Raw genomic sequence first — 19,613 nt, 5'->3', positions numbered from 1 at the left:
CCAGGGCGATGCGCGAAAGCGACTCGCTATCATCGGCCGATGAGCTTCTTTGCCATCCTGTGCGCCTTGTTGATCGAACAGGTGCGGCCGCTCACCGTCCACAACCCGGTGTATGCCGCGGTGCTGGCCTGGACGCGCTGGACCAGCCGCAATTTCGATGCCGGCAAGTCGCACCACGGTTGGGTGGCCTGGGGTCTGGCGGTGTTCGTGCCCACACTGCTCACGCTGGGCGTGCACTGGCTGCTGGTGCTCACGCTGGGCCTGCCCTTCGCGGTGCTGTGGAGTGTCGCGATGCTCTACATCACGCTGGGTTTTCGCCAGTTCAGCCATCACTTCACCGGCATCCGCGACGCGCTCGAAGACGGCGACCAGCCGCTCGCGCGTTCGCTGCTCGCGCACTGGCAGCATGCCGATGCGGCCGACCTGCCGCGCAGCGAGATCGTGCGCCACGTGATCGAGCATTCGGTCATCGCCGCGCACCGCCACGTGTTCGGCGTGCTGGCCTGGTTCTCGGTGCTCGCGGCGCTCGGCCTCGGCCCCGCCGGCGCGGTGTTCTATCGCATGAGTGAATTCGTCGCGCGCTACTGGACCCACAAGGACGGCGCCGCGGTGCAGCCCTCGAGCGTCTCGGTGCAGCAGGCCGCACGCCGTGCCTGGAGCCTGACCGACTGGCTGCCCGCACGCATCACCGCGCTCGGCTTCGCCGTGGTCGGCAGTTTCGAGGATGCGATCGATTGCTGGCGCAACGACGCCAAGCGGTTCCCCGACCCCAACGACGGCGTGATCCTGGCCGCCACCTCGGGGGCGGTGAATGTCCGGCTCGGCGGCGGCACGCTGCGGCCGCTGGACGCCGGCGATGCACTCACCCACGCGCAGGCGGGCGACACGCACGGGTCCGATCCCGAGCACGACGATGGCAGCACCGGCGGCCGCGAGCCCGATCTCGCGCACCTGCGCAGCGTGGTGGGCCTGGTGTGGCGCTCGGTCGTGATGTGGATGGTGCTGCTGGCGCTGCTCACGCTCGCGCGCCTGCTGGGTTGAAGCCCGCGCCTGCATGACCGACATCCCTTCATTCTGGAGTCCACGCATCGGCGCGCTCCAGCCCTATGTGCCCGGCGAGCAGCCGCGCATCGACGGGCTGGTCAAGCTCAACACCAACGAGAACCCGTACCCGCCATCGCCCGCCGTGCTCGACGCGATCCAGGCCGCGGCGGCCCATGGTCTCGAGCGCTATCCGGACCCCGAGTCGCAGGATCTGCGCGAAGCCATCGCCACCCGCCACGGCTTGCAGCTTGCGCAGGTGTTCGTCGGCAACGGTTCCGACGAGGTGCTGGCGCATGCCTTCTTCGCCTTCTTCCAACAGGCCGAGCCGCTGCTGTTCCCGGACGTCACCTACAGCTTCTACCGCGTCTATGCGCAGCTCTACGGCATCGACTGCGTGCTGCAGCCGGTCGACGAAGCCTTGCGTATCGACGTCGATGCGCTCGCGGCGCGCGCGGCCCAGGGTTGCGCCGGTCTGGTGATCGCCAACCCGAATGCGCCCACGGGCACCGGCCTGCCGCTGGCCGACATCGAGCGGCTGCTCGCAGCCTGCCCGTCGCGCGTGGTGCTGGTCGACGAAGCCTATGTCGATTTCGGCGGCGAGAGCGCGCTGGCGCTGATCGATCGCCATCCGAACCTGCTGGTGGTGCAGACGCTGTCCAAGTCACGTTCGCTGGCCGGCCTGCGCGTGGGCTTCGCCTGCGGCCAGGCGTCGCTGATCGATGCGCTGACCCGCGTGAAGAACAGCTTCAATTCCTACCCGCTCGACCGCCTTGCGCAAGCCGGCGCGATCGCCGCGATGCAGGATGAAGCCTGGTTCAAGCAAACGCGTGACGCCGTCATCGACACGCGCGAAGGGCTGGTGCTGCAGCTCGAAGACTTCGGCTTCGAGGTGCTGCCCTCGCAGGCCAACTTCGTGTTCGCGCGGCATCCGGCGCACGATGCTGCCGCGCTGGCCGCCGCCTTGCGCGAACGCGCGGTGCTGGTGCGCCATTTCCGCCAGCCGCGCATCGACAGCTACCTGCGCATCAGCATCGGCACGCGCGCGCAGTGCGGCCAATTGGTGGATGCGCTGGCCGCGATCCTGGGCTAGTTTCCCGATTCTCGGGGCCACCGGCGCGGGGCGAAGCTGTCACGTCAGGAGCACTCCCTCAAAGCCCTTGTCTCAACTTGCGCAGTTCCGTCTCCGCGCGATCGAGCTCTTTTCGCAGCGCCGCGATTTCCTGCTGCAGCCGCGCGATGCCGGCTTCGCGGCTTTGCACCGGAGGCAGCGTTCCGCAGCGCACCTGGACCGCTGCCAGTTGGTCGGCGAGTTGCCGTCGTTGCAGCATGCGGCCTCTGGCCTGAGCGACCTCCATCTCCTGGATGAGCGTGAGCTCTTCGTCTCTGCATCCGGTTTCATTGACCGGGCCCGATGGCTGAGCCAAGGCCGAAGTCGCGAGCAGGATCGAAATGACAAGAAGGTAGGGGAGGCGGTGCATAGCTGTCCTTGTACGACACACCACGCACTTCCAAGTTCATTCTGTCCTGCACATCAAGGGCAAGGCCAACCCGCGCTGGCCGTCATCGCCGCGCGACCACATCCCGCAGCATCGCGACGTACTGCGCCACGAAACGCCCCGGAAGAAACTCCTGCGCGCGCGTGCGCGCGGCCGACGACAGTGCGGCCCGGCGCACCGGGTCGTTCAGCAGTTGCTGCATGCGCTCGGCCAGCGCCGCGTGATCGCCGTTGGGAAAGCACAAGCCCGCATCGCCCACGCATTCGGCCAGGCCGCCTTGCGCCGACACGATCAGGCATTTGCCCGCGGCCATGAGTTCGATCGCCACGCCGCCCATCGGCTCGTACCATGCCGAGGGAATGATGCCGATGCCGCCACGGCCGACAGCCTCCACCAGCGCGGCGCCGGACTGGCGGCCGGCAAACACCACCGCTTCCGCGAGGCCGAACTCGGCCACCATGCGTTCGATGACGGGCCGTGCCGCGCCGTCACCGATCAGCAACAGCCGCGGCCCGGGCCCGTGGTGGCGCAGCATTTCGGCAAAGGCCCGCACCAGCACATCCACGCCCTTTTCCTGGACCAGCCGGCCCATATAGAAGAAGTCGAACGCGGGGTTCGGCGTGTCCGCACCGGCGAACTGCGCGATGGGGAAGGGGTTGTAGATCTGCAGCTGGCGCGGCAGCGGCAGGGCGTGCTGCATCCACTTTGTGATCGCCACATGGCGGTCGACCGCGAACCGGGCGACAGCGCGCCGCAGCCCCAGCTTGGCCCCCTCGCGCAACGCCGTGCCCCAGCCGCTGCGGCGTGCGTGGAAGCGCACCGACGCGAGCGGCGTGATGGGCGCGCTGGCGTTGTCGACCCAGCCCAATCCGTCGATGCACGCCGCCTGGTAGCCCACGTGGACCCAGACGAAGGGCTTGCGCGCCAGCAGCACCCAGGGTTGCAGTGCGAGGCTGGCCCCATTGAAGAGCACCACGTCGGCCCAGCGCACGAGTTCGCGCTGTTGCGCATGATCGGGGTGGCGGAAGACCTCGAAGCCATAGGCAGCAGGCGCCTCGCTGCCGGCCTTGCTCTGCGTGACGACCCGACACTCGATACCGCCGGTGGCGATGAAACCCTGCGCCAGCGCCATCGACACGGTCTCGACGCCGCCCACCGACGGGTGGAAGGCGTGGGAATAGAGTAAGACCTTCATTGTCAATATTCTTTAGTAGCCCGTCCGACTCGGCTTGCAGACGGCTCGCGGTCCATGCCATGGCGGCTGCGGCGCAGGGCGTCTGGCGTCTCGGCCAGGCACTGCCGGCCGTGGCTCGCGATCACCAGGCTTCCGTACAGGACCGGGCTGGGGGACGAACGTGGCGCTGGGTGGGGTGGCCACGGCAATGTAAGCAGTCAGCAATGTAGACCTTGTCGAGCAGGCGCTCGGCAGTGATGCACCAGGGGCACGAGTGTACGGGTCGGATGTGCAATGTCCGAAGTCGCAAACGCCCAGTTTCTGGCAGGTCGACCTGTTCCAGACGCACCCCCGGCAGCAGAGCCGCCGGCCGGCATCAAGCCACTTCAGCGGCGTCTCTGCATCCTGCCGGGTGAAGGTGGGGTCAAGCCTGCAGCGCTGCCGTGCGCAAGCGCTCGCGCAGCGCGTCGCTGACAGCCGTCATCGGCGCGCGAAGGTGCGCGTCGCCGATCATGCCCGCGTCCCTCAGCCATGCCTTGAGCGGCGCCGGGTTGGGCTCGGCGAAGAGCAGCGCGATCAGCGGCTGCAGCGCCTGCCAGACCGGCCGGGCCTCGGCCAGCCGGCCTTCGCCGATCAGCCGCAGCACCTCCACGAACCGCGCGGTCTCGAGGTGCGTGCTCGCGGCAATCGCGCCGGCACCGCCCTCGGCCACCGTCGAGAAGATCTGCGCATCCTCGCCGGCCAGCACCTGCAGCGCGCCATCGGCGATCAGGGTGCGGGTCTTGACCATGTCGCCGCCGCAGTCCTTGAGCGCCCGGATGCGTGGATGGGTCGCAAGCAGGCGCAGGGTGTCCAGTGAGAGCGACGCGCCGGTGCGGTAGGGGATGTCGTAGACGATCAGCGGCAGGCGGCTCGCATCTGCGATCGCGGTGAACCAGGTGACCAGGCCCTGCTGCGAGGGACGGATGTAGCTGGGCGCGGGCACGAGCAGCCCGCACAGGTCGTGTTCGGAGAGCCGGCGCACCCAGTCCAGCGTCTGGCCCAGGTGGTAGCCGGAGAGGCCCATCACCCGCGGCAGCGCGGGCGCCGCCGCGGCCACGGTGGCCAGCACGGCCAGTTGCTCGGCCTCGTCGAGCGCGGCGGCCTCGCCGGTCGAGCCGCAGACCACGAAGCCGGCGATGCCCGTGGGCGCGAGCCGCCGCACGAGCGCGGTGAGCGAGGGATGGTCGACCGAGCCGTCGTGACGGAACGGCGTGATCAGGGGAACCCAGAGACCCGAGAAGTCGAAGGGGAGGGCAGAAGAAGAGGGCACGCGATGCTCCTTGGTGCAGGAAGCGACCGATGGGAAAACCATCGTCGGATGTGCGCGTGCCATGGGCTGCAGCCTGAGCCTTGCCGGTCCCGTCGCTCATCCGACGACGGAACCGCAGCTCCGGTCAGACGAGCTGTGGTTTTTTGGCTTTGCCGTTGCCGCGTGCGCACGCCTGGCCTTCGGACGAAGGCTGGAGGGGGTGCGCGGCGCGGCAGGACATGGAGCGGAGTCTACCGTGATGCCACAATTCGCCAATGACCCGTGCACGCGTTGCGATCCAGATCCATGACTTCGACTTGGCAGAGGAGATCGCGGCGCTGCGTGCCGAAGATCCCCGTGTCGGAGCCGTCTGCAGTTTCATCGGCACGGTTCGCGACCGCAACGACGGCAGTGCGGTCGCATCGATGGAACTCGAGCACTACCCCGGCATGACCGAAAAGGCCATCGAGGCCATGATCGACGAGGCGCAGCGCCGCTTCGACATCCTCGGCGCGCGCATCGTGCACCGCGTGGGACTGCTGCAGCCGCTGGACCAGATCATGATGGTGGCGGTGGTCTCGGCGCATCGCGGCCAGAGCTTCCAGGCCTGCGAATTCCTGATGGACTACCTCAAGACGCAGGCGCCGTTCTGGAAGAAGGAACAGACGCCCGAGGGGGCACGCTGGGTCGATGCGCGTGTGGCGGACGACGAGGCGCTGGCGCGCTGGGGCATCCAGGCCTTCAACGCTTGACTCTTCCGGGGTGGTTTTCTCCTCTCCCTCCGGGAGAGGGCAGGGTGAGGGCGGCGGCCGTCGTTCCACGACCGGCCTGTGCAAAGGCTGCGAGCCCTCACCCCAACCCTCTCCCGGAGGGAGAGGGGGCAAGACCTCGCCTCGGCACTCGACCCTGTTTTTTCCCCTCTCCCGGAGGGAGAGGGTGCAAGACTTCACTGGGGCTTGAAGCCGCTGGCCTGGATGATGCGTTCCCAGGTCTGCGTGTACGTCCGCACGCGTCCCGCGAACTGCCCCTGCGGCTCATAGGCCACGTTCAAGCCCATGGCCGTGAGCTTCTGCTTCACGTCCGGCATCGCCAGCACCTTCTGCAGGGCCGCGCCGAAGCGGTCGACCACCGGCTGCGGCGTGCCCACGGGCGCGAAGATGCCGTAGTACGGGTAGTCGTCGAGGTTCGCGAAGCCCAGTTCGGTGAAGGTCGGCACCTGGGGCAGCAGCGGCTGGCGCTTGGCGCCGATCACGGCCACGATGCGCACCTTGCCGGCCTTGTGGTTCTCGATGAAGTCGGGCACCGAGGCGATGCCGGCCGTGATCTGGTTGCCCAGCATGTCGGCCGTCAGTGGCGCGCTGCCGCGGTAGGGTGCGGCCTGCAGGTCGAGCTTGTACTTGTCGGAGATCAGCTTGACCAGGAACTCAGGGATCGAGCCCGGCGCGGGCACGCCGATGGTCTCCTTGCCGTCCTTCTGGGTGCGCACCCACTTCACGTACTCGTCCATGTTCCTGGCCGGCGTGCCGCCCGAAACCGCCAGCACGTTGGCGAAGGTGGCGAAGCCGGCCACCGGCACGAAGTCGGTCGCGGGGTTGAAGCCGGGGCTCTTGACCACCTGCGGCAGGATGGAGATGCTGTGGTCGTGCGTGAGGAACAGCGTGTGGCCGTCGGCCGGCGCGGCCTTCAGCGCCTGGGCCGCGATCTGGCCGCCCGCGCCGGCACGGTTCTCGATCACCACCGGTGCGCCCAGCTCGTCCTTGAGCTTTTCGCCCAGAGCGCGTGCAATCGCATCGCTGCCGGCGCCGGCCGGGAAGCCCACCAGCAAGCGGATCGGTGTGCTGCTGCCTTGGGCCTGGGCCAGACCCGACAGGCCCAGCGCCGCTGCGAAAAGGCCGAGCGTCAGCGCCCGGCGAGCCGGCTGAACACGCTGCGTTGAAAAAACCATGATCGACTCCAATCCATTGTGGTGAGAGGTTCCGGCAGCAATAGCCGTGCCTGAATTCGCCCGCGCTCTTGAATGGCGCGCGAACAGCCCTATTTTGTATGCAGGAAACACCACCATGCGCCAAGACAAACTCACCACCAAATTTCAGGAAGCGCTCGGCGATGCACAGTCGCTGGCGCTGGGCAACGACAACGCTTATATCGAACCGGTCCACCTGCTCGCGGCCATGCTGCGCCAGGACGATGGCCCGCGCGCGCTGCTGGAGCGCGCCGGGGTCAACGTGGCCGCGCTGGGGCAGGCGGCAGAGGCTGCGATCAAGAAGCTGCCGCAGGTGCAGGGCCACGATGCGGTACAGGTCGGCCCCGAGCTCAACAAGCTGCTGCAGGCCACCGAGAAGGAGGCCATCAAGCGCAACGACCAGTTCATCGCGGGCGAACTCTTCCTGCTGGCGCTGACCGACAGCAAGGCCGACGTCGGCCAGCTCGCGCGCAGCAACGGCCTGACGCGCAAGAGCCTGGAATCGGCCATCGATGCGGTGCGCGGCGGCCAGGGCGTGAACAGCGCCGATGCCGAAGGCCAGCGCGAAGCGCTCAAGAAGTACTGCATGGACCTGACCGAGCGCGCACGTCTCGGCAAGCTCGATCCGGTGATCGGCCGCGACGAGGAGATCCGCCGCGCCATCCAGGTGCTGCAGCGGCGCACCAAGAACAACCCCGTGCTGATCGGCGAACCCGGCGTGGGCAAGACCGCCATCGTCGAAGGCCTGGCCCAGCGCATCGTCGCGGGCGAAGTGCCCGAGTCGCTCAAGGGCAAGCGCGTGCTGTCGCTCGACATGGCCGCGCTGCTGGCCGGCGCCAAGTTCCGCGGCGAGTTCGAGGAGCGCCTGAAGACCGTGCTCAACGAACTCGCGAAGGACGAAGGCCAGACCATCGTCTTCATCGACGAGCTGCACACCATGGTCGGTGCCGGCAAGGCCGAAGGCGCGATGGACGCGGGCAACATGCTCAAGCCCGCGCTGGCGCGGGGCGAACTGCATTGCGTCGGCGCCACCACGCTCGACGAATACCGCAAGTACATCGAGAAGGATGCAGCGCTGGAGCGCCGCTTCCAGAAGATCATCGTGGGCGAGCCCTCGGTCGAGGCCACCATCGCGATCCTGCGCGGGCTGCAGGAGAAGTACGAGGTGCACCATGGCGTGCAGATCACCGACCCGGCCATCGTGGCGGCGGCCGAATTGAGCGATCGCTACATCACCGACCGCTTCCTGCCCGACAAGGCCATCGACCTGATCGACGAGGCCGCGGCCAAGATCAAGATCGAGATGGACTCCAAGCCCGAGGTCATGGACCGGCTCGACCGCCGGCTGATCCAGCTGCAGATCGAGCGCGAAGCCGTGCGCCGCGAGAAGGACGAGGCCTCGCAGAAGCGCTTCGGCCTGATCGAGGACGAGATCGTCAAGCTGCAGAAGGAGATCGCCGACTACGACGAGATCTGGCAGGCGGAGAAGGCGCAGGCCCAGGGCAGCGCGAAGATCCGCGAGGACATCGACAAGCTCAAGTTCGAGATCGAGGAGTGGAAGCGCAAGGGCGATTTCAACAAGCTCGCCGAGCTGCAGTACGGCCAGTTGCCGGCGTTGGAGAAGCGCCTGCGCGAAGCCGAGGAGAGCGAGGCCAGCAAGGGCAAGTCCAGCGCACCCACGCTGCTGCGCACCCAGGTCGGCGCGGAAGAGATCGCCGAAGTCGTGGCGCGCGCCACCGGCATCCCGGTCGCCAAGCTGATGCAGGGCGAGCGCGACAAGTTGCTCGTGATGGAAGACAAGCTGCACGAGCGCGTGGTCGGCCAGGACGAGGCCATCGGTGCGGTCGCCAACGCGATCCGCCGCTCCCGCTCGGGCCTGTCCGATCCGGGCCGGCCCACGGGTTCCTTCCTGTTCCTCGGCCCCACGGGCGTGGGCAAGACCGAACTCTGCAAGGCGCTCGCGGGCTTCCTGTTCGACAGCGAAGACCACCTGATCCGCATCGACATGAGCGAGTTCATGGAGAAGCACTCGGTCGCCCGCCTGATCGGCGCGCCGCCGGGCTACGTGGGCTACGAGGAGGGCGGCTACCTGACGGAAGCCGTGCGCCGCAAGCCCTACAGCGTGGTGCTGCTCGACGAGGTCGAGAAGGCGCATCCGGACGTGTTCAACGTGCTGCTGCAGGTGCTCGACGACGGCCGCCTCACGGACGGCCAGGGCCGCACCGTGGACTTCAAGAACACCGTGATCGTGATGACCAGCAACATCGGCTCGCCGATCATCCAGGCGATGGTGGGCCGGCCGAGCGAGGAGATCAAGGACGCGGTCTGGGACGAGCTGAAGAACTACTTCCGCCCCGAGTTCCTGAACCGGATCGACGAGACGGTGGTGTTCCATGCGCTCGACGCGAAGAACATCGAATCGATCGCGGCCATCCAGCTCAAGGTGCTGCAGGCGCGGCTCGCGAAGATGGACCTGTTCCTCGACGTGTCGGCCGCTGCGCTGGCCGAAATCGCCAAGGTCGGCTTCGACCCGGTGTTCGGCGCGCGGCCGCTCAAGCGGGCGATCCAGCAGCGCATCGAGAACCCGCTGTCGAAGCTGCTGCTCGACGGCAGCTTCGGGCCCAAGGACACGATCCGGGTCGAAACCGACCCGATCCAGTCGCCCGGGCAGTTCTCGTTCAGCCACGGTGGGGAACCATCGGCCGAGGCTCTGGCCTAATGCCGATGATGAATTTTGTTCTTCGCTTCATCCTCTTCTGCCTCGGCCTGATCTTCGCGGCCAGTCTGGCGGTCGCGGTGCTGCTGCTGGCCGCGGTCTGGGGCCTGCGCTACGGCTGGGCCCGGCTCACCGGCAAGCCCGTGACGCCCTGGGTCATGCGCTTCAACCCGCGCAGCGGCTTCGACCGATTCCGCGCCGCGCAGGCGCCGGCCGAACCCACAGCGGCCGACGTGGTCGGCGCGCGGGCCCGCGGCGAGTCGACGCGCAGCCCGATCGCGCTGGGCGATGCGGGCGAGGTGACCGACGTGTCGGCCCGGCCCGCGACGCGCGGAAATTAGGGTCTGGGAACAGGCCCTCGCCCTCCGGCATCACAAGGACGTGCGGCGCGTGCAGGTACGATCCGCGCATGGAATCTGCTGATGCCGCCCTCTTCGATGCGTCGTACTACGCGCGCTACTACTTCGACAAGAAGACCAAGGTGGCGGACCGGCAGCATGTCGAACGGCTGGGTGCCTTCGTCAGTTCCTACCTGAAGTACCTGCGCGTCCCTGTGCGCCGCGTCCTGGATGTCGGTTGCGGCATCGGAATTTGGCGCGATATCACGACCCAGCACTTTCCGCAGGCGACCTACCAGGGCGTCGAGATCAGCGAATACCTGTGTGGTCGTTACGGATGGGAGCGTGGCTCGGTCGTGGACTACCAGGCTCGGCAGCCCTTCGACCTGGTCATCTGCCAGGGCGTTCTGGCCTATCTGACCCCGGCCGACCTGAAGCGTGCCCTGCGCAACCTCGGGGTGCTGAGCCAGGGCGCGCTCTACGTCGAAGCCGTGACGCTCGAGGACTACGAGAACGACGTCGTGGACGAAGACCTCACCGATCCGCTTCTTTATCGACACCGCGCCGAGATGTACCGACGCGGGCTGACGCGGAAGTTCAAGGAAATGGGCGGGGGGGTCTGGCTCAGTCGAAGCGCGGAAGTGCCGCTCTTCGCGCTGGAAAGCGCGGCGGAGTGAGTGCACCGCAGATCGCGGCGGCCACTCCTGGCGGATTCGGTCAGCTGTAGAGCCGCTCGATCTCGCTCGCGTAGTTCTTGTAGATCGAGGAACGCCGCACCTTCATGGTCGCGGTGACATCCCCGTCGTCGTGGTCCAGTTCCTTGGCCAGCAGGTGGAACTGCCGGATCTGCGAGACCTGCGCCAGCTTGCCGTTGCCGCGTGCCACCTCGTCGCCGATCAGCCGCAGCACGTCGGCGTGCTCGGTGAGCGAGCGGAAGTTGGTGAAGGGGATGCGCTGCGCCTCGGCCCACTTGCCGACTGTCTCGTAGTCGATCTGGATCAGCGCGCCGACGAACTTGCGGCCCTCGGCCACGATCACGCACTCCTTGATGTAGGGGCTGCCCTTCATCGTGTTCTCGATCTCCGAGGGCGTGAGGTTCTTGCCGCCCGCGGTGATCATGATGTCCTTGAGCCGGTCGACGATGCGCAACTGGCCGCCGGCCTCTTCGCGCACCACGTCGCCGGTGTGCAGCCAGCCGTCGCGGATCGACTGTGCCGTGGCCTCCTCGTTCTTGTAGTAGCCGGCGAACACCATGTCGCCTTTCAGCAGCAACTCGCCGTTCTCGCCGATGCGGTGCGCCGTGCCCAGCGTGGGCGGGCCGACCGTGCCGGGCATCACCGCGTCGAGTCGGTGGCCCGTGACCATGCCGCTCGACTCGGTCAGCCCGTAGACCTCGACCAGCGGCACGCCCAGCGTGCGGAAGAAGTGCACCACGTCGGGCGCGATCGGCGCGGCGCCGGTCAGTGCCACCCGCACGCGGCGCAGGCCGATGAAGTTCTGCAGCGCCCGCAGCACCAGCCAGTAGCTCGCGGCATGGGCCAGGCGATCGGCCACCGACCACTGCGCGCGCGGCTTGGCCGTCAGCGTTTCGCAGCGCGCCCAGGCGCGAGAGAAAAGCGCGCGCTGCAGCCGGCCGGATTCCTGCAGCTTGATGCTGATCGACGCGTGCAGCTTCTCCCAGATGCGCGGCACGCCCAGGAAGATGCTGGGCGCCACCTCGCGCAGGTCTTCCTGCACGGTGCGGATCGATTCACCGAAGTGCACCTGCGAGCCCAGGTAGGGCGGCGCGAAGGCCGTGAGCATCTGCTCGGCCACATGGCACAGGGGCAGGTACGACAGGTGCGTGGTGTCGCCGTCGAGGCCCAGCCGATCGATGATGCCGGGCACCACGCCGCGGATGTTGCGGTACGACAGCATCGCGCCCTTGGGCTTGCCGGTGGAGCCCGAGGTGTAGATCATCAGGCCGATGTCGTCGAAGGTCTGCGCAGCGAGTGCGGTGTCGATGATCGCGCGACCGCCCTGCGCGGCCGAGGCCGCGCCCAGCCGCTCGAGTTCGGCGAAGGTCGTGACCTTGTCGCGGTGCGCGGCGTCGAGGTTGCGCAGGCCCTTGGTTTCGATCACCACGATCCTGCGCAGCCGCGGCAGCAGGGCCAGCGATTCGATCACCTTGTCGGTCTGCTCCTGGTCCTCGCAGACGATCAGCTCGATGTCCGCATGGCCGACCACGTAGGCCACTTCGCTGGCCGGGCTGGTCGGGTAGACGCCGACCGCGATGCCGCCGACCATGCCTGCGCCCATCTGCGCGAGCACCCACTCGGTGCGGTTCTCCGACAGCACGCCCACATGGCCGCCCAAAGTCAGGCCCAGCGCCCGCAGGCCCAGCCCGACATGTTCGGCGCGTTGCGCATAGGCCTGCCAGGTCAGCGGCTTCCAGATGCCGAAGTCCTTCTGCCGGATCGCGACCTTCGCGGGCTGCAGGCGCGCCTGTTCGCGCAGCATCTGCGGCAGGGTCAGGTGGGGCAGCGTTGCGCTCACGAAAGCCACCTTTTCCTGCGCTTGTAGTGTTTGATGTCGCGGAAGCTGCGTGCCTCGCCGCTGCCGCCCACGCCGAGATAGAACTCGCGCACGTCCGGGTCGGAAGCAAGGCGCTCGGCGCTGCCGTCGATCACGATCTTGCCGTTCTCCATGATGTAGCCGCGGTGCGCCACCGCGAGCGCCACCGTGGCGTTCTGTTCGACCAGCAGCATCGACACGCCGCGCTCGGCGTTGATGCGCGCGATGATGGTGAAGATGTCCTCGACCAGCTTGGGCGACAAGCCCAGCGAAGGCTCGTCGAGCAGGATCAACTGGGGCTGCGCGACCAGCGCGCGGCCGATGGCCAGCATCTGCTGCTCACCGCCCGAGAGGTAACCGGCCAGGCCCTTGCGGCGCTCGTGCAGCCGCGGGAAGTAGCTGTAGACCGCGTCGAAGTCCGGCTTGGCATCGGGGCGGCCGGTGAGCGCGTAGGTGGCAGCGACCAGGTTCTCCTCGATGGTCAGGTCCTCGAACACCCGCCGGCCTTCCATCACATGGCACAGGCCGTCGCGCACCAGTTGCTGCGGTGCGCGCTCGGCCGTGCTGCGGCCGTTGAATTCGATGCGGCCGGCCTCGACCTCGCCGTCTTCCAGCGCGAGCAGTCCCGAGATGGCCTTGAGCGTGGTCGACTTGCCCGCGCCGTTGCTGCCCAGCAGCGCGACGATCTCGCCGCGCGGCACGGCCAGCGACAGGCCGCGGAGCACCTGCACCACCTTGTTGTAGACGACCTCGATGTTGTTGACATTCAACACGTTCACGGCTCCCCCCCAGTCTTCGCGCACTTCGTGTCGCTCCGCCAACCCCCTACCGGGGGCAACACCTGCAGCCCGGCAAAGCCGGTTCTGCGGTGTTCCAGGAAGGGATACCTGCTTCCCATGGCTACTTGCTTAAGGAAATCCAGTCGGACGCGGGCACCATCTTCTGCGCCTTCATGTCCGCCTTGTAGACGCGCCCCACCGGGATCGAGTTGCCGCTGATGGTGATGGGCGTGCCGATCAGGCCGCCGGTGTCGAAGTCCTTGATGGTGTTGAGCGCGGCCTTGAGGTTCTTGCCGTCGAGCGGTTTGCCGGCATCGAGCGTGCGCTTGGCCGCTTCGGTGAACAGCATCGCCGTGAGGAAGCCCTGGGTGTAGGCCGTGCTCTGGTACTCGGGGCGCAGCGCGCGGATCTTGTCGAGCATCGGCGCCTTGGCCGAGGTGTCGTAGTAGTAGCGGTAGGGCATCACGCCCATGAAGCCGTCGGCGCCGTCGCCCATCTTCATGACGGTGGAGCTGTCCATGGTCCAGAAGGTGCCCATCCACTTGCTGGTCATGCCCATCTGCTTGCCCTGCTGCACGAACTCGGGAATGGGCGCGAGGATGTAGCCGTGGAAGATCGTGTAGTCGGGCGCGGCGCGGCGCAGCTTGATGACTTCGGTCGACACGTCGACGCTGCCGGCCGGGGTCATGAGCTTGACGGGCACCGTGAGGCCGAGCTTCTTCGCGGCCGCCTCGCTGGCCTCGATCGGGTCGCGGCCGAACTCGGAGTCGGAGTAGACGAAGGCCACCTTGGCGCCCGGCTTCTCCTTGGCGATGTGCTTGAGAAGGATGCCGATCTGCTCGGTGTAGTCGGGCCCGACCAGGAACTGGTTGGGGAACTTGACCGGGTCGTTGAGTTCGGTCGCGAAGGACGCGCCCGCCATCAGGATCTGGCCGCTGCGGTCGAGCTCGGGGTTGATGGTCTTGGCGAAGCCAGTCGAGTCACCGTAGTAGAGGTTGACCTTGTTCTGGCTGGTGATCTTCTTGTAGGCCGCGACCGAGACGTCGACCTTGTAGCCCGTGTCTTCGGGCACGTAGCGCAGCTTGCGGCCCTTGATGCCGCCCGCGTCGTTGACCATCTTCACGTAATCGGCCATGCCGGCGTTGATGCCCACGCCCGCGAAGGCGAACACGCCGGTCATGGGGATCGAGCCGCCGATCACGATGTCTTCGGTGGACTGGGCATGTGCGGCGAAGGGTGCGGCGAGCGCGGCCGAAGCGGCGAGCACGAGCGCACGGCGGCGCAGAGAGGGCTGAAGTGTCTTGTGCATGCTTGTCTCCTGGTGGAATTTCATCGAACAACGGACCAACGAAAGGCGTGAGGGCGATCCAGACGGGCTCCCTTCCAGGGATACCGTGGAACCGGCTTCGCCGGGCCACTGGTATCGCCCCCGGTCGGGGGTTGGCGGAGCGACACGAAGTGCGCGAAGACTGGGGGCGAGCTCATGATCGGAAAGGCCATAGATGAAAGAAACGGCGCGTGCGCCGCCACACTTCTGCGAGCCCGTGCGGCTCGAACACCAGAAATCCGACGATCAAGAGACCGAACACCACGGTGCGCACCGGCGAAAGGAACACCGTCATCTCGGTGCCGCCCGGCAGCAGGTCGACGATGAGCTTGAGCAGCTCTGGCACCATGGTCATGAAGATCGCGCCCAGGATGCCGCCAAGGATCGAGCCCATGCCGCCGACGATGATCGCGGCCAGGAAAAAGATCGACATCAGCAGCGGGAAGCTCTCGGGCGTGACCACGCGGAAGAAATAGGCCCAGAGCCCGCCCGCCACGCCCGCGTAGAAGGACGAGAGCCCGAAAGACAGCAGCTTGTAGCGCAGCAGCGGAATGCCCAGCACCTCGGCCGAGATGTCGCGGTCGCGGATCGCGATGAAGGCCCGGCCCACGCGGGTGCGGAACAGGTTGGCCGCGCCCAGCACCATCAGCAGCATCACTGGCACGATCACCCAGTAGAGGCGGAAGGAGGTGTCGAGCGCCATGCCGAAGAATTGCGCCGGCGGCACCGACAGGCCACTGGTGCCGCCCGTGAGCTTGAGGTTGGCGAACAGGAAATGCGTGATGAAGGAGGCCGCGATGGTGGCGATCGCCAGGTACAGGCCCTTCACGCGCAGCGAAGGAATGCCCACGATCAGGCCGCCCAGCATCGCGACCGTGCCGCCGGCCAGCAGGTTCAGCAGGAAGTGCGTGCCCAGCCGCGTCTCGAGGATCGCGACCGTGTATGCGCCCAGGCCCATGAACGCGGCCTGGCCCAGGCTCACCAGCCCGGTGTAGCCCGTGAGGATGTTGAGCCCGCTCGCGCTCGCCACGTTGATCGCGACCAGGCAGGCGAGGTAGAGCCAGTAGTCGCTGGCGATGAAGGGGAAGAGCAGCAGCAGCGCCGCACCGATCGCGAGCCAGGTCTTCTGCGTGCGCGAGTCGAACAGCGCCGCGTCGGCGATGTAGCTTTCCTTGAGGGTGCCTATGCGCATGTTCTTACCCGCCGTTCAAGCTTCTGTTCAGGGCGCGTGCACAGGCCAGCGGGTACTCCCCTCCGCGAAACGTCCCCCGGGGCTTCGCCCCCTCCTTCTTTATTTCGCTGCGGGGAGCACCCGGTACCCTGCGCACGTGGATGCGGTGGGGGTGTGCGGCCGTCGATCCAACAGAACGCATCTCGATCGTGTCGATGGCGTGCTCTGCGCAGCGAAATAAAGGAGGAGGCCGCAGGCCGGGGGACATTCGCGGAGCAGAGTACGCCGTCGGCGCGATCGCGTCCCCGGCATTGAATTGCGTTCCGAAAAGCCATTTCAAAGCCTCTCGATCTCATGCGTGCCGAAGAGACCATAAGGCCGAACCATCAACACCAACACCAGCACGATGAAGGTCGCGAGCAACTTGTACTCACCCCCGAGAAAGGTCCCCGCCAGCGCCTCCACCAGCCCGATGAACACCCCGCCGATCAACGCTCCCAGCACGCTGTCGAGCCCGCCGACGATCACCACCACCAGCACCGACAGCCCGAACACGCCCATCGACGAGGAGATGCCGCCGATGGCGCCGACCATGATGCCGGCGACCGCGGCGATCATGGCCGAGGCGACCCAGGCCAGCGAGAACACGCGCGGCACGTTGATGCCCATCGAGTAGGCGGCCGCCTGGTCCGAGGCCGTGGCGCGCAGGGCCACGCCGCCGCGCCAGAAGCGGAACACCAGCAGCACCGCGCCGATGAGCCCTGCCGCGATCAGTGCGCCATAGGCCACCTTGGGCGCGAGGAAGGCCTCGCCGATCATGATCGGCGTGTTGGGCAGGAACTCGGGCAGGCGGCGCTGGTCCGCGGTCCAGATGATCTCGACCAGGCCGACCAGCACCGAGGCCAGCCCCACCGTGACCATGAAGACCGAGATCGGCGGCTCGCCCAGCAGCGGCCGGATCATGGTGCGCTCGACGATCGCGCCCAGCAGGCCGGTGCCGATCACCGCGCCGATCACCGCGGCCCAGATCGGCAGCGAGAAGGTCGCGGAGAAGGTGAAGAACAGGTAGGCGCCGATCATCAGCATCTCGCCGATCGCGATGTTGACCACGCGCGTGGCCTTGTAGACCAGCACGAAAGCCAGGGCGGCCAGCGCATAGAGGCCGCCGCTGGCCACGCCCGTGAGGCTGATCTCGAACAGGTAGGCCCAGTCCATCACGCGACTCCCGCGACCGTCTGTTCGCCGCGCAGCTTGCGCCGCAGGTCGCCCACGTCGCCTGCGCCCAGGTAGGCACGGATCACCTCGGGGTCGGCCTGCACCTGCGCCGGTGCGCCCTGTGCGATGACCTGGCCGAAGTTGAGCACCACCACGTGGTCCGACAGGTCCATCACCATGCCCATGTCGTGCTCGACCATCAGCACCGTCACGCCCCATTCGTCGCGCACGTCGAGGATGAAGCGCGCCATGTCCTCGGTCTCTTCACGGTTCATGCCCGCGACGGGCTCGTCGAGCATCAGCACCTTGGGCTGCATCGCCAGCGCGCGCGCCATCTCCACGCGCTTCTGCAGGCCGTAGGGCAGGGCGGAGACCGGCGCGTGGCGGATGTGGTCGATCTCGAGGAAATCGATGATGCGTTCTTCCACGTCGCGCCGCAGTTCAGCCTCTTCGCGCCGCGCGCGGCCGACGTAGAACAACGCCTCCAGCACGTTGGTCTTGAGGTGCGCGTGGCGCCCCAGCTTGATGTTGTCGAGCACCGTCATGCCGCGGAACAGCGCGATGTTCTGGAAGCTGCGCGCCAGGCCCAGCTTGGCGCGTTGCGGCGCCGGCGTGCGCGTGATGTCGGTGCCTTCGAACAGCACCCGGCCCGCGGACGGGCGGTAGAAGCCCGAGATGGTGTTGAACAGCGATGTCTTGCCCGCGCCGTTGGGGCCGATCACCGCGGTGATGGAGCCCGGCTGCACGCTGAAGCCCACGCCCGTGAGCGCCTTCACGCCACCGAAAGCCAGCGTCAACGCCTCGACCTGCAGCACGGGTGCATCGGCGGAAGCGGAAAGGGCCTGGTGCATGGATGAAAGAGGTGTGGAAGGCAGCGAGGGTTTGCCTCAAAAGCGGGAAAATCTACTTCTCCGTAGAATTTCTACTCGTCGGTAATGTCGCTGCTGGCCGCGTCTTGCGGCATCCGGACTTTCCCGCGCTGACCTTTGTGAAATGGCCTCTTCCGCTCTCCGCTCCAAAGCTGCCGCCGTCTCCCCGTGGGAACCCGCGAGCGCGCGCGCGCTGCAACGCGAGGTCAAGCGCAACGCCGTGCTGCAGACGGCCGCGCAGCTCTTCAACGAACGCGGCTTCCACGCCACTTCGCTCGACGACATCGCCGAGCGGCTGCACGTGAGCAAGCCCACGCTGTACTACTACGTCGAGAGCAAGGACCAGATCCTGCTGGAGTGCGTGCGCACCGCGCTCGACCTGATGCACGACGGCATCGAGGCCGTGCGCCATGCGGGCGGCAGCGCCATCGACCAGCTCCAGGCCTGCATGCGCATCTACACCGGCGTGGTCACGCAGGACTTCGGCATGTGCGTGATCCGCATCGGCGAAGACCCGCTGCCCGAGCCGCTCAAGACCGAACTGCGCCGGCTCAAGGCCGGCATCGACCACCAGTTCCGCCGGCTCATCGCCGACGGCGTGGCCGAAGGCTCGCTCGCGCCCTGCGACCCGAAGATGGCCGCCTTCATGCTGGCCGGTGCGCTGAGCTGGGTGGGCCGCTGGTACCGTGGTGACGGTGCGCTCACGCCCGAACAGATCGCCGACCAGGGCATCGCGCTGCTGCTCAATGGCGTGGTGCGGCAGCGCCCCGCCGCGGCCCGGCGCGAACCCGCCACCGAATCTTCCCCTGCGGTCAAGAGGCCGCGCAAGAAAGGACAAGCATGAGCCACAACGATTCCCCCCTCCAGGTGGGCCGCGACGGCGGCATCGCCACGCTGCGCTTCAACCGGCCCTCGGCCCTGAACGCCATCGACGTGCCGATGGCCATCGCCTTCCTGGCCGCGGCGCGCGAGCTCGCGGCCGACAAGAGCGTGCGCGCGGTGCTCATGAGCGGCGTGGGCAAGGGCTTCATGGCCGGCGGCGACCTGGCCGTGCTGCAGGCCGACCCGGTGCAGGGCGCGGCCGACCTCATCGGTCCGCTGCACGAGGCCCTGACGGTGCTGGCCGGCATGGACGCCCCGCTGATCGCGCAGGTGCACGGTGTGGCCGCAGGTGCCGGCCTGAGCCTGATGCTGCAGGCCGACTTCGTGCTGGCCGCCGAGGGAACGCGCTTCAACCTGGCCTACGTCAACATCGGCGCCAGCTGCGACGTGGGCGCCTCGTGGGCGCTGCCGCGGCTGGTCGGCCTGCGCCGCGCACTCGAGATCGCGATGCTGGGCGACATGTTCGACGCGGCCGCGGCCGAGCGCATGGGACTGATCAACCGCGTGGTGCCGGCTGCCGAGCTCGAGGCCGAGGCACTGGCCTTCGCGCGCCGCCTGGCCCAGGGGCCGACGGTGGCACTGGGGCGCCTGCGACGGCTGATGCGGACCTCGTTCGAACGCGACCTCGCGGGCCAGCTCGATGCCGAATCGGCCGCCTTCCGCGAGTGCGCGAGCAGCGATGATTTCAAGATCGGCATCAACGCCTTCTTCGCGAAGACAAAGCCCGCCTTCACCGGCCACTGATCGGCCATTGATGGGCCACTGATTTTTCAACTTGCAGCAGGAGACCTTCCC

The 19,613-nt window shown here is 67.5% G+C and carries 18 protein-coding genes; 8 read left to right on the top strand and 10 right to left on the bottom strand.

Translation table 11 applies throughout. From position 1 onward, the window contains the following. The first annotated feature begins 39 nt into the window (after positions 1-39). Together ACSFBC_RS06930 and hisC are read left to right on the top strand one after the other, a co-directional pair. A complete protein-coding gene (locus ACSFBC_RS06930; protein WP_435509573.1) occupies positions 40-1,041 on the top strand; it encodes a CobD/CbiB family protein in 1,002 nt (333 codons plus the stop codon). Between the two features lie 13 nt (positions 1,042-1,054). Beyond that, a complete protein-coding gene (gene hisC, locus ACSFBC_RS06925) occupies positions 1,055-2,134 on the top strand; it encodes a histidinol-phosphate transaminase (protein WP_435509572.1) in 1,080 nt (359 codons plus the stop codon). A 58-nt stretch (positions 2,135-2,192) separates the two neighbouring features. Here hisC and ACSFBC_RS06920 read toward each other — a convergent pair whose 3' ends face one another. The 3 genes from ACSFBC_RS06920 to dapA all read right to left on the bottom strand — a co-directional run bounded on the left by ACSFBC_RS06920 (position 2,193) and on the right by dapA (position 5,026). Further along, positions 2,193-2,522 (bottom strand): DUF1090 family protein, encoded by a 330-nt coding sequence (locus tag ACSFBC_RS06920; RefSeq protein WP_435509571.1) that lies wholly within the window; start codon positions 2,520-2,522, stop codon positions 2,193-2,195. An 82-nt stretch (positions 2,523-2,604) separates the two neighbouring features. Then, positions 2,605-3,735 (bottom strand): glycosyltransferase family 4 protein, encoded by a 1,131-nt coding sequence (locus ACSFBC_RS06915; RefSeq protein WP_435509570.1) that lies wholly within the window; start codon positions 3,733-3,735, stop codon positions 2,605-2,607. 403 nt (positions 3,736-4,138) lie between these two features. Then, complete coding sequence (gene dapA / locus ACSFBC_RS06910) at positions 4,139-5,026, bottom strand: 4-hydroxy-tetrahydrodipicolinate synthase (protein ID WP_435509569.1); 888 nt, start codon at positions 5,024-5,026, stop codon at positions 4,139-4,141. A gap of 254 nt (positions 5,027-5,280) precedes the next feature. On the opposite strand from dapA, the gene ACSFBC_RS06905 reads away from it, so the two are divergent. Beyond that, positions 5,281-5,757, top strand: coding sequence for a molybdenum cofactor biosynthesis protein MoaE (locus ACSFBC_RS06905; protein WP_435509568.1), 477 nt, complete (start codon positions 5,281-5,283; stop codon positions 5,755-5,757). 194 nt (positions 5,758-5,951) lie between these two features. Here ACSFBC_RS06905 and ACSFBC_RS06900 read toward each other — a convergent pair whose 3' ends face one another. Beyond that, a complete protein-coding gene (locus ACSFBC_RS06900) occupies positions 5,952-6,950 on the bottom strand; it encodes a Bug family tripartite tricarboxylate transporter substrate binding protein (RefSeq protein ID WP_435509567.1) in 999 nt (332 codons plus the stop codon). Positions 6,951-7,065: 115 nt separating this feature from the next. Here ACSFBC_RS06900 and clpB point away from each other — a divergent pair, with 115 nt between their 5' ends. From clpB to ACSFBC_RS06885, 3 genes are all read left to right on the top strand, one after another. Beyond that, positions 7,066-9,687, top strand: coding sequence for an ATP-dependent chaperone ClpB (gene clpB / locus ACSFBC_RS06895; RefSeq protein WP_435509566.1), 2,622 nt, complete (start codon positions 7,066-7,068; stop codon positions 9,685-9,687). Between the two features lie 8 nt (positions 9,688-9,695). Continuing rightward, positions 9,696-10,025 carry a hypothetical protein gene (locus tag ACSFBC_RS06890; RefSeq protein ID WP_435509565.1) on the top strand — a complete coding sequence of 110 codons (330 nt, stop codon included), beginning with the start codon at positions 9,696-9,698 and terminating at the stop codon, positions 10,023-10,025. Between the two features lie 68 nt (positions 10,026-10,093). After that, positions 10,094-10,699 (top strand): class I SAM-dependent methyltransferase, encoded by a 606-nt coding sequence (locus ACSFBC_RS06885; protein WP_435509564.1) that lies wholly within the window; start codon positions 10,094-10,096, stop codon positions 10,697-10,699. A 40-nt stretch (positions 10,700-10,739) separates the two neighbouring features. On the opposite strand, the gene ACSFBC_RS06880 is transcribed toward ACSFBC_RS06885, so the two are convergent. From ACSFBC_RS06880 to ACSFBC_RS06855, 6 genes are all read right to left on the bottom strand, one after another. Beyond that, positions 10,740-12,521 (bottom strand): AMP-dependent synthetase/ligase, encoded by a 1,782-nt coding sequence (locus tag ACSFBC_RS06880; RefSeq protein ID WP_435510043.1) that lies wholly within the window; start codon positions 12,519-12,521, stop codon positions 10,740-10,742. A 32-nt stretch (positions 12,522-12,553) separates the two neighbouring features. After that, entirely contained in the window at positions 12,554-13,354 is an 801-nt protein-coding gene (locus ACSFBC_RS06875) for an ABC transporter ATP-binding protein (RefSeq protein ID WP_435509563.1), read from the bottom strand. 121 nt (positions 13,355-13,475) lie between these two features. Further along, positions 13,476-14,663 (bottom strand): ABC transporter substrate-binding protein, encoded by a 1,188-nt coding sequence (locus ACSFBC_RS06870; RefSeq protein ID WP_435509562.1) that lies wholly within the window; start codon positions 14,661-14,663, stop codon positions 13,476-13,478. A 172-nt stretch (positions 14,664-14,835) separates the two neighbouring features. After that, on the bottom strand, positions 14,836-15,873 hold the full coding sequence (locus ACSFBC_RS06865) for a branched-chain amino acid ABC transporter permease (protein ID WP_435509561.1): 1,038 nt from the start codon (positions 15,871-15,873) through the stop codon (positions 14,836-14,838). A 315-nt stretch (positions 15,874-16,188) separates the two neighbouring features. After that, a complete protein-coding gene (locus ACSFBC_RS06860) occupies positions 16,189-17,067 on the bottom strand; it encodes a branched-chain amino acid ABC transporter permease (protein WP_435509560.1) in 879 nt (292 codons plus the stop codon). Then, on the bottom strand, positions 17,067-17,918 hold the full coding sequence (locus tag ACSFBC_RS06855) for an ABC transporter ATP-binding protein (protein ID WP_435509559.1): 852 nt from the start codon (positions 17,916-17,918) through the stop codon (positions 17,067-17,069). The genes ACSFBC_RS06860 and ACSFBC_RS06855 overlap by 1 nt, the downstream gene beginning before the upstream one ends. A gap of 142 nt (positions 17,919-18,060) precedes the next feature. Between ACSFBC_RS06855 and ACSFBC_RS06850 the strand changes: the two genes are divergently transcribed. Next, on the top strand, positions 18,061-18,780 hold the full coding sequence (locus ACSFBC_RS06850) for a TetR/AcrR family transcriptional regulator (RefSeq protein ID WP_435509558.1): 720 nt from the start codon (positions 18,061-18,063) through the stop codon (positions 18,778-18,780). Beyond that, positions 18,777-19,562, top strand: coding sequence for an enoyl-CoA hydratase/isomerase family protein (locus tag ACSFBC_RS06845; protein WP_435509557.1), 786 nt, complete (start codon positions 18,777-18,779; stop codon positions 19,560-19,562). Before ACSFBC_RS06850 ends, ACSFBC_RS06845 begins: the two co-directional genes overlap by 4 nt. The last annotated feature ends 51 nt before the right edge of the window (positions 19,563-19,613 follow it).

Origin of the sequence: Variovorax frigidus (genome assembly GCF_051216515.1) — a bacterium.
Lineage (GTDB): Bacteria > Pseudomonadota > Gammaproteobacteria > Burkholderiales > Burkholderiaceae_C > Variovorax.
Note: the sequence above shows the minus strand (reverse complement) of the source record. Positions and strands in the feature narration are given on the sequence as shown.